The 16,857-nt window shown below is 37.8% G+C and carries 15 protein-coding genes; 10 read left to right on the plus strand and 5 right to left on the minus strand.

The genetic code is table 11. From position 1 onward, the window contains the following. Positions 1-146: 146 nt before the first annotated feature. Positions 147-482 carry a transmembrane 220 family protein gene (locus tag ACYVFA_RS09205; protein ID WP_460471529.1) on the plus strand — a complete coding sequence of 112 codons (336 nt, stop codon included), beginning with the start codon at positions 147-149 and terminating at the stop codon, positions 480-482. Positions 483-551: 69 nt separating this feature from the next. On the opposite strand, the gene kdsB is transcribed toward ACYVFA_RS09205, so the two are convergent. After that, a complete protein-coding gene (gene kdsB / locus ACYVFA_RS09210) occupies positions 552-1,286 on the minus strand; it encodes a 3-deoxy-manno-octulosonate cytidylyltransferase (RefSeq protein ID WP_460471530.1) in 735 nt (244 codons plus the stop codon). Between the two features lie 106 nt (positions 1,287-1,392). Here kdsB and ACYVFA_RS09215 point away from each other — a divergent pair, with 106 nt between their 5' ends. The 3 genes from ACYVFA_RS09215 (at position 1,393) to ACYVFA_RS09225 (ending at position 4,799) form a co-directional block, all read left to right on the plus strand. Beyond that, the gene (locus ACYVFA_RS09215) at positions 1,393-2,487 is read left to right on the plus strand and encodes a septal ring lytic transglycosylase RlpA family protein (RefSeq protein WP_460471531.1); all 1,095 of its coding nucleotides are present in this window, start codon (positions 1,393-1,395) and stop codon (positions 2,485-2,487) included. 281 nt (positions 2,488-2,768) lie between these two features. After that, the gene (locus tag ACYVFA_RS09220; protein ID WP_460471532.1) at positions 2,769-3,539 is read left to right on the plus strand and encodes a DUF2400 domain-containing protein; all 771 of its coding nucleotides are present in this window, start codon (positions 2,769-2,771) and stop codon (positions 3,537-3,539) included. 75 nt (positions 3,540-3,614) lie between these two features. Beyond that, positions 3,615-4,799, plus strand: a complete 1,185-nt coding sequence (locus ACYVFA_RS09225) for an acyltransferase family protein (protein ID WP_460471533.1) — start codon at positions 3,615-3,617, stop codon at positions 4,797-4,799. A 49-nt stretch (positions 4,800-4,848) separates the two neighbouring features. On the opposite strand, the gene ACYVFA_RS09230 is transcribed toward ACYVFA_RS09225, so the two are convergent. Beyond that, the gene (locus tag ACYVFA_RS09230; protein ID WP_460471534.1) at positions 4,849-5,895 is read right to left on the minus strand and encodes a zinc dependent phospholipase C family protein; all 1,047 of its coding nucleotides are present in this window, start codon (positions 5,893-5,895) and stop codon (positions 4,849-4,851) included. 48 nt (positions 5,896-5,943) lie between these two features. On the opposite strand from ACYVFA_RS09230, the gene ACYVFA_RS09235 reads away from it, so the two are divergent. The 6 genes from ACYVFA_RS09235 to ACYVFA_RS09260 all read left to right on the plus strand — a co-directional run bounded on the left by ACYVFA_RS09235 (position 5,944) and on the right by ACYVFA_RS09260 (position 11,017). Continuing rightward, positions 5,944-6,927, plus strand: a complete 984-nt coding sequence (locus ACYVFA_RS09235; protein ID WP_460471535.1) for an alpha/beta fold hydrolase — start codon at positions 5,944-5,946, stop codon at positions 6,925-6,927. A gap of 347 nt (positions 6,928-7,274) precedes the next feature. Beyond that, a complete protein-coding gene (locus ACYVFA_RS09240; protein ID WP_460471536.1) occupies positions 7,275-7,685 on the plus strand; it encodes a Dabb family protein in 411 nt (136 codons plus the stop codon). A 213-nt stretch (positions 7,686-7,898) separates the two neighbouring features. Beyond that, on the plus strand, positions 7,899-8,153 hold the full coding sequence (rpsT, locus tag ACYVFA_RS09245) for a 30S ribosomal protein S20 (protein WP_181842520.1): 255 nt from the start codon (positions 7,899-7,901) through the stop codon (positions 8,151-8,153). A gap of 97 nt (positions 8,154-8,250) precedes the next feature. After that, positions 8,251-8,931, plus strand: coding sequence for a JAB domain-containing protein (gene radC, locus ACYVFA_RS09250; protein ID WP_460471537.1), 681 nt, complete (start codon positions 8,251-8,253; stop codon positions 8,929-8,931). Between the two features lie 75 nt (positions 8,932-9,006). After that, complete coding sequence (locus ACYVFA_RS09255) at positions 9,007-10,626, plus strand: ABC-F family ATP-binding cassette domain-containing protein (RefSeq protein WP_460471538.1); 1,620 nt, start codon at positions 9,007-9,009, stop codon at positions 10,624-10,626. A gap of 67 nt (positions 10,627-10,693) precedes the next feature. Continuing rightward, positions 10,694-11,017 carry a rhodanese-like domain-containing protein gene (locus tag ACYVFA_RS09260; RefSeq protein ID WP_460471539.1) on the plus strand — a complete coding sequence of 108 codons (324 nt, stop codon included), beginning with the start codon at positions 10,694-10,696 and terminating at the stop codon, positions 11,015-11,017. 286 nt (positions 11,018-11,303) lie between these two features. Here the strand turns inward: ACYVFA_RS09260 and ACYVFA_RS09265 are convergent, their stop codons facing one another. From ACYVFA_RS09265 to ACYVFA_RS09275, 3 genes are all read right to left on the minus strand, one after another. After that, positions 11,304-12,470: an NRAMP family divalent metal transporter gene (locus ACYVFA_RS09265; RefSeq protein WP_460471540.1), complete on the minus strand. Its 1,167-nt coding sequence runs from the start codon at positions 12,468-12,470 to the stop codon at positions 11,304-11,306. A 182-nt stretch (positions 12,471-12,652) separates the two neighbouring features. Next, entirely contained in the window at positions 12,653-15,526 is a 2,874-nt protein-coding gene (gcvP, locus tag ACYVFA_RS09270; RefSeq protein ID WP_460471541.1) for an aminomethyl-transferring glycine dehydrogenase, read from the minus strand. Between the two features lie 414 nt (positions 15,527-15,940). Further along, positions 15,941-16,795, minus strand: coding sequence for a sugar phosphate isomerase/epimerase family protein (locus ACYVFA_RS09275; RefSeq protein WP_460471542.1), 855 nt, complete (start codon positions 16,793-16,795; stop codon positions 15,941-15,943). Positions 16,796-16,857: the final 62 nt, after the last annotated feature.

The raw sequence follows: 16,857 nt of genomic DNA on the forward strand, positions 1-16,857 counted from the left end.
GTTTGGTCACTTACAATTTAAGCAACCGATGCCCTTTCTCAAAATTTAAACATGTTCTAAGAAAGTTATGAAACTTTTAACTTGACAGCAAATGTTTTTTTCGGTTGTTTTGATCTACCAATCCTAACGATAAAACCTTTCTACCAATGGCAAAAAAAATTACTCTATGGCTTTTTATGGCCTTTTTCGTCTATGCTGCTATTGTACAGTATAATGACCCGGATCCTTATGTCTGGATTCCTACTTACCTGATTCCTGTTTTTTTATGTTATCATAAACTAAAAGGTAAAGGAGAACGTGTTCTTTATTTTGCAATTGGCTTATTGTACCTGATGTGGTCTATCAATCAGTTTCCACCGGAATGGGAAGGCGTGATGCTGAATCAAATGGGTATGAAGACAATAAATATTGAATTGGGCAGGGAATCATTAGGCTTAGGCTTATGTGCCATTGGCTCATGGGTTTGTGCTCTATTGAAGTAAATATATAGTTGAAACAAAAAAACTTATAGTGAGGATTAAATATAATTATACCACACTATAAGTTTTTTTTTATTTATTTATTTTCTCTAAATCTTCTTTAGTATCAATACCAAAACTTTCGTAGTTGGTTACAATTGCATAAATTTTGTATCCATACCCTAACCAACGAAGCTGCTCTAATTTCTCTGTATTTTCTAATGGAGAAGTTGGAATATGTGAAATCTGCTCTAAAACATCGCTACGGTACGCATATATACCAATATGCTTATAGAAATCTGCATGATCTAACCATTCGTCAGGCTCAAAACCACGGACATAAGGTACTACCTGACGACTAAAATACAAGCATTGCTTACGAATCGTTAATACTGCTTTTACTACATTTGGGTCATTCAAGGTTTCATAATCCTTGATTTTCTTAACCGCAGTAGCAATCTCGGTCTTAAAATCTAACAGACCCGAAATCTGGTCAATCGTCTCAGGGTCAATAAAAGGTTCGTCTCCCTGAATATTAATCGCATAATCATACTTTGATACCCCACCTGCTTTTTCAAGTGCCTCAAAACAACGGTCTGTTCCTGTCGGATGGCTACTTGAAGTCATCACGGCATCACCACCAAATTCTAAAACATGATTCAGTATTCTTGCATCATCAGTTGCTACCACAACTCTTTGCAAACTCTTAGCTTTCAATGCCTGCTCATACACACGCTGAATCATACTTTTGCCATTAATATCGACCAAAGGTTTGCCCGGAAATCGACTTGAGGCATATCTTGACGGTATAATTCCAAGAATTTTCATAGGTTTCAATGTTTTATTCGGGGCGAATTTACACGAAAAAAAAAATATATACGTTAATCTGTCGCAGAATCATTAAATTTGCGTTAAATCCAATCGCTTGACTACCATGTTAAGATACTTTTTTACTACGGCTTTTCTCGTGCTTTATCTGACAAAATCATTCAGTAATTCACTTCCAATCCCTCTTGATTCCATTGGTATTGAGAGAAAAAACGGCAAATTGTTTGTTCTACACAAAATAGAACAAGGCGAGACATTATACTCGATTCTGAAACGCTATAATTCGTCTGAAAAAGATTTTTACGCAGCCAATCCTGAATTCAGGAAAGATGCAATTATGGCTAGTGACCAGGTAATCAGCATTCCTCTCAACACCAAAAGCAAAAGTATTCCTCGACCAAGAGTAGCTGAGGTCACACAACCTGCACCAGATACGACTCGACCAAGAGGTGTAGTTGACGAAAATGGGATAGAGGTAATTGATATACCAGAGGCAACGCCTAAAGAAACTTTAACTAAAAAAGAAGACAGCCTGAAAAATGCAGTAGTTGATAATACTACTGATGTAAAAAATACAAAACTCAAAACTTATACAGTAGTAGCCGGAGATAAACTCTTTAGTATAGCTACCAAACATAAAGTAAAAGTATGGCAATTGAGAGAATGGAATATGCTTACGAGTGATGTATTGAAGGTGAATCAGGTTTTAGTAGTTGGGAAACCTACTAATTTGGTATCGACAGTTGCTAAGGATGAGAAAAAAGAAGCAGCCAAGCCAAAACCCGTAGTGAATCTTGTAACAGCTGTTACTAAGCCTAAAGCATCCTCTGCGGCATCTGGCCCGGCCGGAGATGTAGAGAAAACCAAACCAACAAATACGGTTGTAACAAAACCTTTGGCAAATAAACCTCAAACACCTGTACCAAATGCCCCTACGGGTAAAAAATATAGTGAACAAGGTATTGCAGAGGTAATAGATGCTGGTTCATCAACTAATAAATATCTGGCATTACATCGTACAGCGCCGGTTGGTACATTGATTAAAATTGCCAATGAAGCTAATGGGCAAAGTGTCTGGGTAAAAGTAATTGGTAAATTATCGGGTTCTGGCGATGCTATTATTAAGATTTCGCCGAAAGCTTTTGAAAAATTACAGCCCAAGGATAAACGAATTCGTGCATCTTTGAGTTATGCATTATAGAAGTATCAATGAGTACACAAATTATAACTTTATGCATCCCAATCAGTTAAAAGATAATATGCCAAAACCAGTCACGGCTACAGCAAAGAATAAAATATGGACTATATTCTTCGCCATCATGTATCCAATTATTACAGTTTTTGGTCTTTTATTTACTGCTATTGTAGCTGTATTCTCTACCATTTCGAGAATTTGTGTATTTCTTTTAAGGTTAATTAAGAAGTAAATCATTTTGCTTATTCTGACACTCCAATGGCATTGGAGTAGTTTTATGCTTGCCCATGTCTGACTATATATTTAATCTGCTGAACGAAAAATTTGAAGAGTTTAATCAACCCGGTTTTATTCCCAACGATCCTATCAGTATTCCACATCAATTTACGCTGAAACAAGATATAGAAATTACGGGTTTTATCGCTGCCACCTTAGCCTGGGGACAACGTAAAACCATTATCAATAAATGTAATGAGTTAGTGCAATTGATGGATGGCGCACCCTATGATTTCATTAAAAATCATCAGGATATTGATTTGAAACGCTTCCTTTCGTTCAAACACCGTACCTTCAATACAACTGATACCCTCTATTTCATCGAATTCTTCAAGGATTTTTACGCCAAACATGAATCTTTAGAAGAAGCCTTTACTCAGGGTTTGACTCCTGAATCAACTGATACAAAAATTGCCTTAGAAAATTTTCAGAAAGCATTTTTCAGCTTAGAAGATTATCCAACCCGTACCAGAAAACATATTGCCACACCTGCTAAAAACTCTTCCTGCAAGCGCATTAATATGTTTTTGCGTTGGATGGTGAGAAAAGATGAAAAAGGCGTTGATTTTGGTATCTGGAATAAAATTTCTCCTGCCCAATTGGTTTGCCCTTGCGATGTGCATGTTGAAAGAGTAGGCCGTAAGTTGGGCTTAATCACTCGTCCAAAAGCAGACTGGCAAACGGCCGTTGAACTCACACAAAATCTCAAACAACTTGACCCTACCGATCCGGTAAAATATGACTTTGCTTTATTTGGTTTGGGAGTAGAGGGGTACATGTAAGAATAAAATAAGTATAGTAGGTTGACTTATTAGAGAAATTTATATTTTTACTTTCCGTATTTCAACCACTATTTTATGACCACCACTAACACCCCTACCCGCCTGGCATCGGCTGATGTCTATCGTGGCTTTGTTATGCTATTGATGATGGCCGAGGTTTTTCGTTTACACAAAGTTTCTGAAGCCTTACCCGATAGCTCATTCTGGGAATTTCTAGCTTATCACCAAAGCCATGTCGAATGGGTCGGCTGCGCCTTGCACGACATGATTCAACCCTCCTTCTCTTTTCTGGTAGGAGTCGTTCTCCCCTACTCTATTGCTAGTCGTTTAAACAAAGAAAATAATTTCGGGAAGACTTTCCGCCATGCACTTTGGCGTTCATTGATATTGATTCTATTAGGCATCTTCTTACGTTCTCAATCTAAAGACCAAACCAATTTTACCTTTGAGGATACGCTTACACAAATAGGTCTGGGCTATCCTTTCTTGTTTCTACTAGGCTTTGCCTCTAAACGTGTTCAGATAGGAGCCTTAGTAGTTATTTTAGTAGGTTATTGGGCGGCTTTTGCACTTTACCCGCTTCCCGGTGCTGACTTTAATTATGAGAATGCCGGAGCTATTAAAGACTGGGAACATAATCTGACAGGCTTTGCCGCTCATTGGAATAAAAACACCAATCTTGCCTGGGCTTTCGACCGATGGTTTTTGAATTTATTTCCTAGAGAAGAGCCTTTCTTGTTTAATGGTGGTGGTTATGCTACCTTAAGTTTTATCCCTACTTTGGGTACTATGTTATTAGGCTTAGTTGCAGGTAATTTCTTAAAATCAGAAAGAACACCACTGGAAAAGATTAAGATATTTGTGATTTTAGGTGCGTCAGGAATTGTATTGGGATTGCTTCTGAATTGGTTGGGCATTTGTCCGAATGTAAAAAGAATCTGGACACCTACTTGGGTGCTTTTTAGTGGGGGAATATGTTTTCTTTTCTTAGCTTTTTTCTATTGGACAGTAGATGTTTTGCAGAAGCGTAACTGGTTCTTTATCCTGACTGTGATTGGTATGAACTCTATTGCGGCTTATGTAATTGCTGACGGATTTAACTCTTACTTATCAAGGTCACTAAGAACACATCTGGGACAAAATTATGCAGCTATTTTTGGAGAGCCTTACCAGTATCTGGTTCATGGTGCTTTAATGCTTGTCATTGATTGGCTGATTCTGAAATGGATGTACAATAAGAAATTATTTATTAGGATATAAAATTATCGCTTTAGATAGAGATGACATATGTGTCGTCTCTATCTAAAAATCAATTATCACCTTCCTTCCTTACCTCAAATATTCTTTTCAACCATTGTTTCTTCTCGGCTTTTTCTTTCTCATCTTCTTCTTTAGAGGGCTCATACTTTTTGAGTGGCAATAAGTCAGGTTGTCCTGCGTCTACCCAGCAAGTAAACCAGAAATCTCCAATCATTTTTACAGACGCTTTCATTTGTCGCTCTACCTGATTTTTAAGCATCTGATGATACTTAGTTGTGAATTCTTTAGAATAGACTCGAGTTGCAACTCCATTAACCTCTTCAAAACTAAATTTCTTATCTTCTGAAAATTGCATACTTAACTCCTTTTCAAATAATAGCACTGAATCTAAGGCCATATTAGCATTCATTACGGTCTGCCAGGCTCTTTTCTGCGGATATTCTTCATAAGTAGCTTGCCCTAAAAAAAAATCGTAGTTTTCGGCAAATGTTTCAGGTAAACGACTTTCCCAAAAGCCATGAATTCCAATTTGATTACTTAGCTGTCCATTGTAATTTTTGGTCGTATGCAATGGAACATGGGCATCGGCAATATAATGACCTATATCTGCAGAAAGACTCAATATTCTTTTAACATCCCTTTTCATGAATGCTTCTGTCAATTGATATTTCATAGAATTTATATGCCAGGGCACAATGCCATGCGCATAGAGGGAATCCTCACCTAATTTATCAACGGCTTCTTTCCACGTATATTTAACCAACTGTTTTTTTGTAGAGTCAGAATAATTGTCTAAATCAATAAAATGACGAGGTGCTTCCTCTTTCACTGCGTAGCGTCTTTGGTCAGCATTAATGGCATTGTCAGTAATATAGTCGATGTTCTTCTTATAAAAACCAAACATTTCGGGTGGTAGAGTAAAAACTGCTAAACGATTAATCCGCTTATGCGCGAAAAATCCCCACAGCGGGCGCTTCGAAAAATTTTCAATAAGCGAAAAGGAGCAAATAGTTGGCAAAATTGCTATTATCAATAATAGTTTTGGCAGGTTAAAATTCCTCCTTAGTCTTGTAAAAAGTTGTAATATTTGCTTCATTCGCATAAGATTCAATTATTCCCCTAATATTATACCTATTTCCTTAAAATGAAAAAATTTCTGTTGCTCTTTTGTTTTTGTACTACACAAATCTTTGCCCAGAATACCTTGAAGTTTGCATCCATTGGTCAATTCAAAACACAAGGAGGTAAAAATATTCAAAATTGCAAATTGGGTTATCGCACTTTTGGGCAATTAAATGCCGAAAAAAGCAATGCTATCTTATTCCCGACTTGGTTTGGCGGCAAAAGCGAAAACCTGATAGGCAACGCCGGGACTATGGTTGATACCACCAGATTCTATCTGATTTTAGTAGATGCTTTGGGTAATGGCATTTCTTCTTCGCCCTCTAACACACCCAACTTCCCTGATATTACTATCAGAGACATGGTGAATTCAGAATATGCTTTGGTGACCAAGAAATTCCAGATTAATCATTTATATGCTGTTATGGGTATTTCGATGGGCGGCATGCAGACCTTTGAATGGCTGACGGCCTACCCTGATTTTATGGAAAAAGCCATTCCGATTGTAGGCACGCCTAAACAATCATACTACGATATATTGCTTTGGAAAACAGAATGGAATATCATTGAGCAGGCTGGTAAAAATCCGGTTGCCCGCAAAAATGCCATGAGGCAGGTAGCAACCGTGCACAGTCTGAATTTGGCTACTCCTGATTTTTATGTTCGCACAGAAAAAGCTGAGAATGCTTATACTAAAATGAAAAAGTCAGGTGATGATAATGTAAAAAATGCGAATCCTGAGAACTGGATTTGCCAAATAAAAGCCATGCTCTCACAAGACATTTATCAAACCTCTGGTAAGTCTCTGGCTGATATGCCTAATCATATTAAAGCGAAGATGCTAGTAATAGTTGCGACACAAGATGAAATGGTAAATCCGCACACGGCCATGGAGTTTGCCAAGGCTTTGAATACAAACTATTTAGAACTAACAGGCGATTGTGGACATATTGCTACAGGTTGTGAAGGCGATAAAGTAAGAAAAGCTGTTTTAGGGTTTCTATAAAATCACAAAAGATTATTTTTTATATTAAGTAATCGTAAAAAACTGATTTTACACCCTTAAAATCATAAAAAATATATTTTTCTCTTAAAAACTCTCAAAAATAAAACCTCCAGATTTGAGAGTTTTCATTTTTTAAGTAAAAACTCCTGAAAATCAAACCTATTCTTCATTTTTTACTATTTACACATACTTTGACAAATTTTGAAACTTAGGCTTAAATCAGAATATTATTCTGCAAAAACAAGAAAATATAAAATCAATAAAATATTTTCTTGAAAAAGTGCAATGATTTAAAATAATTTCCGTTATATTTGCAGTACAATACAAAATATTATTCGGAAAACAAAATGAGTCATACACAGAAAAAATCGTTATTAAGATATTTATTGCCTGCTATTGCTTTAGGTGTTTTTGCATTTTTAATGGTCGCTTATGGTTCTGCCTATACGCCACCTAAAGCACAAAAGCAAAGCATTATTTGCTATAAGTTCAAGGAAGGAACTTCAGCTGAGGCAATGAAAAAACACTTGGAACAATTTCAGGATTTGAAACGCGAATTACCTGAAATCGTTAATTATTCTGCAGGAAATACCATTTCAAATGGTTCAAATGCAGAATACGACGTGATGCACTATCTCACTTTCAGAACTGATAGTGAATTAGCGAAATTCCGTCAGAGTGCCCAATACAAAGCCTTTGAGCAATCAAATGAGGCTAATTGGGAAAAAGTATTGGTTATTAATTCTGAGATAAAATAATTTTATCTCTTTTCATCAAAGAATATTCAGAAAAAGCACGCATTGTTGCGTGCTTTTTTTATATCTAAAGATAGAGCGCAATAATAAAGGCACAAAATCAGGTACTTATTGTTATATTTTTGTAGTTCTGTTTTGTAGTTATTAATAAAATCCTTATTTTTGCACCCTCAATTGGAATTCTACTAAAAGAACAGACAAATTTTTTAAAATAAAATGGCAAATCATAAGTCGGCATTAAAACGTATCAGAGCGAACGAGGCAAAGCGTTTGAGAAATCGTTACCAACACAAAACAACTCGTACAATTGTTAGAAAACTACGTGGTCTTACAGATAAAGTAGCAGCAACAGAGTTGTTTAAATCAGCCGCTTCTATGTTGGATAAATTAGCGCGTAAAAACGTTATCCACAAAAACAAAGCAGCAAACTTGAAATCTGGTTTAGCGAAACACATCGCCGCTTTGGCATAATTGATGTGTGATACAATATTTTGCTCATGGAAACGCCTCCGTGGGCATTTTTTGTTTAGTATTGTACAAAAATACAAGCTACAATCTTACCAAACTCATGAACAACATTCTTTCCTGGGCTGAAGAAGACCGTCCGAGAGAAAAATTAATGCTTAAAGGCCGGGCAGCTCTCTCTGATGCCGAATTAATCGCCATACTGATTGGCTCTGGTACCAGAGAATTATCGGCTGTTGATTTATCAAAACTTATCTTACATAGTGTTGGCAATAATCTCAACGAATTAGCCAAGCTAAGTATTAATGATCTGATGAAATTTAAAGGCGTGGGCGATGCCAAGGCTATATCTATAGCAGCAGCGCTAGAGTTGGGCCGAAGAAGGAAAGAGAGTGAGGTATTGAAAAAAACAAAAATAACTTCATCAGCAGATGCGTATCAGGCTATCCGACCCTATCTGTTGGATTTATCGCACGAACAATTCTGGGTTTTATTGCTTAATCGCGCCAATGAGATAATCAGGCCATTTCAGGTGAGTATTGGTGGTGTAGCAGGAACAGTAGCTGACCCTAAGATAATTTTCAAGAGTGCTATTGAGTATCTGGCATCGGCCATTATTTTAGTTCATAATCATCCTTCTGGTAATCTGACGCCTAGTCAGGCCGATTTAGATCTGACTAAACGAGTGAAAGAAGCGGGACGGTTACTAGATATTCCAATACTCGACCATCTGATTTTTGGTGACAATGGGTATTATAGTTTTGCTGATAAAGGTATCCTTTAGAATTTTAAACAACCATCTGTTGTTCTTTATAGATAAATCCAATCATAATCGACATTATAAATCCTTTTGATATAAATGCTAACAGTTTCAAATATTTCGCTTCGTTTTGGAAAACGTACGCTTTTCGAAGAAGTTAATTTAAAATTTACTCCCGGCAACGTTTATGGGCTTATCGGCGCTAACGGAGCAGGAAAATCAACTTTTGTAAAAATTCTTTCAGGTGAAATCGAACCTACTTCGGGCAATGTAAGTATGGATCCAGGCGAAAGGATGTCAGTTCTCAAACAAAACCAGAATGCTTTTGACGATGAAACTGTATTAAACACAGTTATCAGAGGCAATGAGCGTTTATCTGAAATCATTGTAGAAAAAGATGCAATTTATGCAAAACCTGATTTTTCAGAAGAAGACGGAAACCGTGCCGCAGAATTAGAAGCAGAGTTTGCAGAAATGAATGGATGGGAAGCAGAGTCAGATGCAGCTTCGTTATTATCAGGTTTAGGTATCAAAGAAGATTTACATTACAATATAATGGCCGATATGAACCCTACTGATAAAGTAAAGGTTTTATTAGCTCAGGCATTGTTTGGCAACCCTGATATTTTGCTTCTAGATGAGCCTACTAACAACTTGGACATTGAGTCTATCTTGTGGTTAGAAAACTTCCTGATGAACTTCAAAAATACGGTTATAGTCGTATCTCACGACCGTCACTTCCTTGATAACGTGTGTACCTATATCGCTGACCTTGATTACAAAAAAATCACCCTTTATGGTGGTAACTACTCTTTCTGGTATGAGTCTAGCCAATTAGCGGCTCGTCAGAAAGCTGACCAAAACAAGAAAGCTGAAGAGAAAAAGAAAGAGTTGGAAGAATTCATTCGTCGATTCTCTGCTAACGTGGCTAAGTCGAAACAGGCTACTGCCCGTCAGAAGATGATTGAGAAATTGAATATTGAACAGATTCAACCTTCTTCTCGTAAATATCCTTATATAGGCTTCAAACCTGAGCGTGAAGTTGGTGACCAAATTTTATTGGTAGAGAACTTAAGTTATAAATTAGAAGATGGAACTTACCTATTCAAGAATCTAAGCTTCCAAGTAGGCCGCAATGAAAAAATTGCTTTCCTAAGCAAAGACGGTCTGGCTGTAACGGCTCTATTCGACATCTTGATGGGAGAAAGAAAAGCAACAAGTGGAACATTCAAATGGGGTATTACTATCACCAATAGTTATTTACCAAATGACAATACCGAGTATTTTACTGATGGCAATCTTGACTTAGTAGATTGGTTACGCCAATATTCAACTGAGAAAGATGAGACTTTTATCAGAGGTTTCTTAGGTCGAATGTTGTTCTCAGGTGAAGAAGCACTAAAAAAGTGCACAGTATTATCAGGAGGTGAGAAACAACGTTGTATGTTTTCAAGAATGATGCTTTCAGGGGCTAATGCATTACTTTTCGACGAGCCAACCAATCACTTGGATCTGGAATCAATTCAAGCGCTTAACAAAGGCATGGAAGATTTCCCAAGCAATATTCTATTTACTTGTCATGACCACCAGTTAACTCAAACCGTAGCCACACGTGTTATAGAATTGACACCAAATGGCTGTCTGGACAAACTGATGGATTTTGACGATTATCTGACTAACGAAAAAGTAAAAGCACAAAGAGACGCGTTATACGCTTAAAATTGAGCATTCCGATATATAATAAAACCATATCTTAATGTATGTATTTCTTTACAAAGACTAAGATATGGTTCTTTTAAAAATAAAACTTAATAGTTATTATCACTTGTCTGACTTCACCGAAATATCACAAAAAGAACTGCCTACAGCTCTTGCCAAGCCTAAAACTCTGCTATTAGACGTTAGAGAAATATGGGAATTTGCTGACTTTAATATTGGGGGAATTAATATCCCACCACATGAAATTACCGAAAGACTAGAAGAGCTTAATAATTACGATACTATTATTGTAGCTTGTTCGAACGGGACAAGAAGTAGTATTGTGGCACGTCTCCTCACAAAGAAGTTACCCACCAAAGAAGTATTACATCTAGATGAAGGAATTTTCTGATAAATATCAATAAGCAATTCCTTGATTACTTATTGATATTTATAAATAACTGCTGGAATTAGAATCCTTTATAGTTTCTGTCGTTTTTAACTAACCATCTACCAACGGCAAAAGAAAGAGCTAATAAAACAACAAAAAATAGAATAGCAACCCAAGTAGGATATTGATAACCGAACATATTCGTCTGAGATTTAAGTTTCAACCCTGCAAAAATACAACAAAAACCCATATAGAGGGAAAATTGTGTGTAAAAAAACTAAAAAAAATCCTCTACTCTCTTTATTCACTAAATAAAAGCCTTAATCGCCATTCCTGACATTGCCACAACTACTATCCAACCTATGAGTTGAAGAAAAACAGCATGTTTATAAGTACCCATGAGTCGAGCTTTAGTACTTGCTAATAAAATAATCGCTAAACCTACTGGTAGAATAAATCCATTAAGTGTACCTACCCATACCAGAATTTTAACCGGTTTACCTATCAAAACGAAAACGATGGTTGAAAAAACAATGAAACTGATAATAATATGTTGGTAAAACTTCTCGAAGATCGGATGAAAAGTGCGAAAGAAAGAAACTGAAGTATAAGCGGCTCCTACTACCGAGGTGATGGCAGCGCACCAGATAACTATACCAAAAATCTTATAACCAATATTACCTGCTGCTTGTTGAAATACAGACGCCGCCGGATTGTCTTTATTGAGGCTAAATCCTGCTACAACTACACCTAATGATGCTAGAAACAGTAAATATCGTACAATTGAGGTAACCAGAATACCCGTTGTTGCACTCTTATTTATCTGAGGCAAATTTTCCTGTCCACTAATTCCGGCTTCTATCAGACGGTGCACGCCGGCAAAAGTAATGTACCCCCCTACTGTTCCGCCAACCAGAGTAATAGTTGCCAAAGCATCGAATTTTTGTGGAATAATAGTATGATGGATTGCTTCAAAAACAGGCGGTTTGGCTACAAATACTACATATAATATCAGGATAATCATCATAAACCCTAAAATCCTGGCAAAATTATCCATCACTTTGCCCGCCTCTTTTGATAGGAAGATACCAATTGCTATACCGGCACTAATAACTGCTCCTATTTTCACATCTATCCCGAAAATCACTTCAAACCCTAACCCTGCTCCAGCGACATTTCCTATATTAAAAGCCAGCCCTCCTATTACAATCAAAAAAGCTAAGAGATAGCCTAAACCGGGAAATAAATCATTGGCTAAATCCTGTGCCCTTTTATTACTAACTGCTACTACCCGCCAGATATTAAGCTGTGCTGCAATATCCAGAAGAATAGATAATAAAATAACAAACCCAAAGCTTGCCAGCAATTGACTTGTAAAAACAGTAGTTTGCGTAAGGAAGCCTGGACCAATGGCAGAAGTTGCCATCAGGAAAGCTGCGCCTGTTATAGCTCCTTTGTACTTAGTTTTTGTCATTTAAAAAGTGGGAGGTGAGAATTCAGGTTAAAATCTATTATTTCCTTAAAGTTGTACAAAATAGAAATAAATACCTTTATCTACAAATAAGATAAGATGGCCTCAATCGAATAATATAAAAGAGGTGCAGTCTAAACTACACCTCTATCTATTATCTATGCCTCTATAAAATTCCTCTAAAATTACCCTTCATATTCCTCAACCGGAGGACAAGCACAAACTAAATTCCTATCACCATAAGCAGAGTCGATACGGCTTACGGTTGCCCAGAATTTATTGGCTTTCACATATGGTAGTGGGAAGGCTGCTTTTTCTCTGGTATATTGTTTGTCCCAGTTTTCTGCTAATACCACTGCTGCTGTATGTGGGGCATTTTTCAATACGTTATTCGCTTTATCAGCATTACCTGCCTCTACTTCGCTGATTTCTTCTCTGATAGTCAGCATAGCATCACAGAAACGGTCAAGCTCTGCTTTTGATTCTGATTCGGTCGGCTCAATCATCAATGTTCCTGCAACCGGGAATGATAAAGTTGGTGCATGAAAATTATAATCCATCAAACGTTTTGCTACGTCTTCTGCTTCTACTCCTGCCGATGATTTGAACGGACGTAAATCCACAATCATTTCGTGAGCACAACGACCATTGCTTCCGGTATACAAAATCGGATATTTTTCTTCTAAACGAGCCTTGATATAGTTAGCATTCAGAATCGCGTATTTAGTCGCGTTGGTTAAACCTTCAGCGCCCATCATAGCAATATAGGCATAAGAGATAGTCAGGATGCTAGCACTACCATAAGGGCCTGCTGAGATAGCGTGTACACCATCATACCCCGAAACTGGCACTACTTTATGATTAGGCAAGAACGGCACTAAGTGTTGCGCTACACCGATAGGTCCCATACCAGGGCCACCGCCTCCATGAGGAATACAGAATGTTTTATGGAGATTCAGGTGACAAACATCTGCACCGATAGAGGCAGGAGAAGTTAAGCCCACTTGTGCATTCATATTTGCACCATCCATATATACCTGTCCACCATTTGCATGAATAATCTCACAGATTTCTTTGATTGATTCCTCAAAAACGCCGTGTGTTGATGGGTAGGTTGCCATCAGACAAGAAAGTCTGTCAGCATATTGTTCTGCTTTCGCTTTCAGGTCTTCAACATCAATATTACCTCTTTCATCACATTTGGTTACAATTACCTGCATACCTGCCATCACAGCCGATGCCGGATTAGTACCATGTGCCGATGAGGGTATCAAGGCAATATTACGGTGTCCTTCTTCACGGCTTTCGTGATAAGCTCTGATAACCATCAAGCCTGCATATTCACCTTGTGCACCTGAATTCGGTTGTAGCGACATTCTGGCAAAGCCCGTAATAGCACACAACCAATCATTTAATTCCTGAAATAATTGTTGATAGCCTTGTGTTTGCTCTTGCGGCGCAAATGGGTGCATCTTGCCAAACTCAGGCCATGTTACCGGAATCATCTCGGCTGTCGCATTCAATTTCATCGTACAACTCCCCAAAGAAATCATGGAATGCACTAAAGACAAGTCTTTGTTTTCCAATGATTTCAGATAACGTAACATCTCATGCTCAGTATGATAGCTGCTGAACACAGGATGCGTCATATAAGCAGAAGTACGATTCAGACTTGGAGCAAAAACAATATCAATCTCATTTTTCAGGTTGATTTTTGTTTCCTTACCACTTGCTTCTGCAAAAATACTTAGCAATTCTTCCACATCAGCCAAAGTCTTGGTTTCATCGAAAGAGATACTCACATTACCTTGGTCAAGGTATCTGAAGTTTACGCCTTTTCCTTCGGCAATTGCACGAAGCGCGGTGCTATCTTCTGTATGAAGTGTAACGGTATCGAAATAATTATGTGTCAATAACTGGTAATCCAACCCCTCAACCGATTCTGCAAATAGTCTGGTTAAACCATGAACTTTTGCGGCTATGTTTTTCAAGCCTTGTGGTCCATGATAAATACCATAAGCCGCAGCCATTACCGAAAGTAATACCTGAGCAGTACAGATATTAGAGGTAGCTTTTTCACGACGGATATGTTGCTCACGGGTTTGTAAGGCCATACGCAAAGCACGGTTACCTTGTGCATCTACAGATACGCCTATGATACGCCCTGGAATCTGACGTTTAAAAGCATCTTTGGTAGCAAAATAAGCAGCATGTGGGCCACCATAACCCATTGGTACACCTAGGCGCTGAGCTGAACCCACCACTACATCAGCACCCATCTCGCCCGGAGGGGTTAATAATGTTAAGGATAGCAAATCTGCGGCTACAGCTACTGTTACATGCTGTTCATGTGCCGAAGCAATTAAATCTGTGTAATCATATACTTCTCCGTTAGTAGCCGGATATTGCAATAATAAGCCGTAAACGTCTTCTTGTGTCAGATCAAAAGCCTCATGATTACCTACTACAACTGTAATACCAAGTGGTTTCGCACGACCTAATACCACATCAATAGTTTGAGGATGGCAAAGCTCTGAAACAAAGAATGTATTAGCGTTTTTCTTTGCTGCCGGACGGATATTATGCAACATAGTCATGGCTTCTGCTGCTGCCGTAGCTTCATCTAACAAAGAAGCATTGGCGATTTCCATACCTGTCAGGTCTATCACCATCGTCTGGAAATTCAATAGCATTTCTAAACGACCTTGAGCGATTTCCGCCTGATAAGGGGTATAGGCTGTATACCATGCCGGATTTTCTAAGATATTTCTTAGCACAACATTCGGCACAACAGTATCATAATACCCTGTACCGATATATGATTTAAAAATCTTGTTTTTTTGTGCCAGCACTTTAAAATCAGCCAGAAAGTCAGCTTCTGATTTAGCCGCAGGCAGATTTAGAGGACTTTGCAGGCGAATTTGTTCTGGTACTGTTTGGTTGATGAGTGTGTCAAGCGAATCGGCGCCAATGGTTTTCAACATTGCCTGTAAATCATGTTCGCTTTTGCCTTGGTGTCGGCTTTCAAAGGATTCTTGAGTATTGAGATTGATTTTCATCGGGAAGTTTAAATGTGTTATTGAACGACCCGCCGCAGCGGTAAATGAGCCATTGTTGATACAACAAAGAGTTCATTCCAGATTGTTCTGCAAATATAATAAAAATAGAAAATAGTTGTCTAAACAATTTAATTGAATAGTAGATAATTTTTATTTGAATAAAATATTTAGTAGTTTGTTTTACCTGATGAAATTTCTTTTTTAGATAAAATATCTAGTGAATTAATAGAGTGATAGATAAAATATATTTAGTGATTGAGCGCCCGACGCCCGGCGATTTAGTGAATGAGTCATTATATTGTTTTGAGCTTTGATTTAACTGATTAAAATGATTACCCAGACTTAAATCATAGTTCAGGTGAATTTCTCTAATAACTCATTCACTAAATCGCCGGGCGTCGGGCGCTCAATCACTCATTTCATAAGCCCCCTCACAAATTCATTATTCTGTAAATAGCTTTCAAACATAGGTTTCCCTTCTGGTACTGCGCCTTCTATTTGTATACAGCCTTTGTAGCCTATTTCATCAATACAGCGTCTTACTTCTGCAAAATCTACTTTACCCTTGCCTAACAATGCACCATTCTCCTTAAAATGAAATTCACAAATCTGGTTTTGTTTACCCAGCCACCGAATCTCTTTGTAAATATCATAGCCCATATGATTCGAATTGGCTACATCATAATAGCACTTCACGGCCTTTGAACCTACTGCATCTATAATCTTCATGTGCTCTTCAGCGCTCAGCCATGACTCTATACCTAGAGTTATACCTAATCTCTCAGCCTTTGGCGCTACCTGCCTGAATTTTTTAATAACAACCTCCTGTCCTTTAGAATCATTTTTCAAGTCTCCATTATAGAAAAACGCTAATAGAATTACCTTAATACCCATCGCTTTGGCCACATCTATGCTATCAGACACCCATTCGTCAGTTCGGTCGTCTGATTTATAAGGGATATTATTCAACTCCCCTATTCCTAAACCAGTAAAGCCCACTTTAAAAATATCAGCTAAAGCTTTGTAAGCTTGCTGTACTTCTTTCTGGCGCAGGTGCATATTATTTTCTGCCGAGCCTAAGCTTAATTGCACACCATCTAAACCAATTCGCTTGGCCATTTCCATAGCCCCAAGATTTCCGGTATTATTAATAGACCAGTCGCAGGCACCAATGCGAAACTGACTGTCGGCCGCAGCAAACAGTTCATTATGGAAAAAGGAGGCTACCATGCCTCCCCCTATTCCTTTAATAATATTTCGTCGGTTCATAAATCAATTAGTGAATGAGTGATTGAGCGAATTAGTGAATAAACGGCTGTCGCCAAAGTGAT

This window comes from Emticicia fontis (assembly GCF_054779675.1).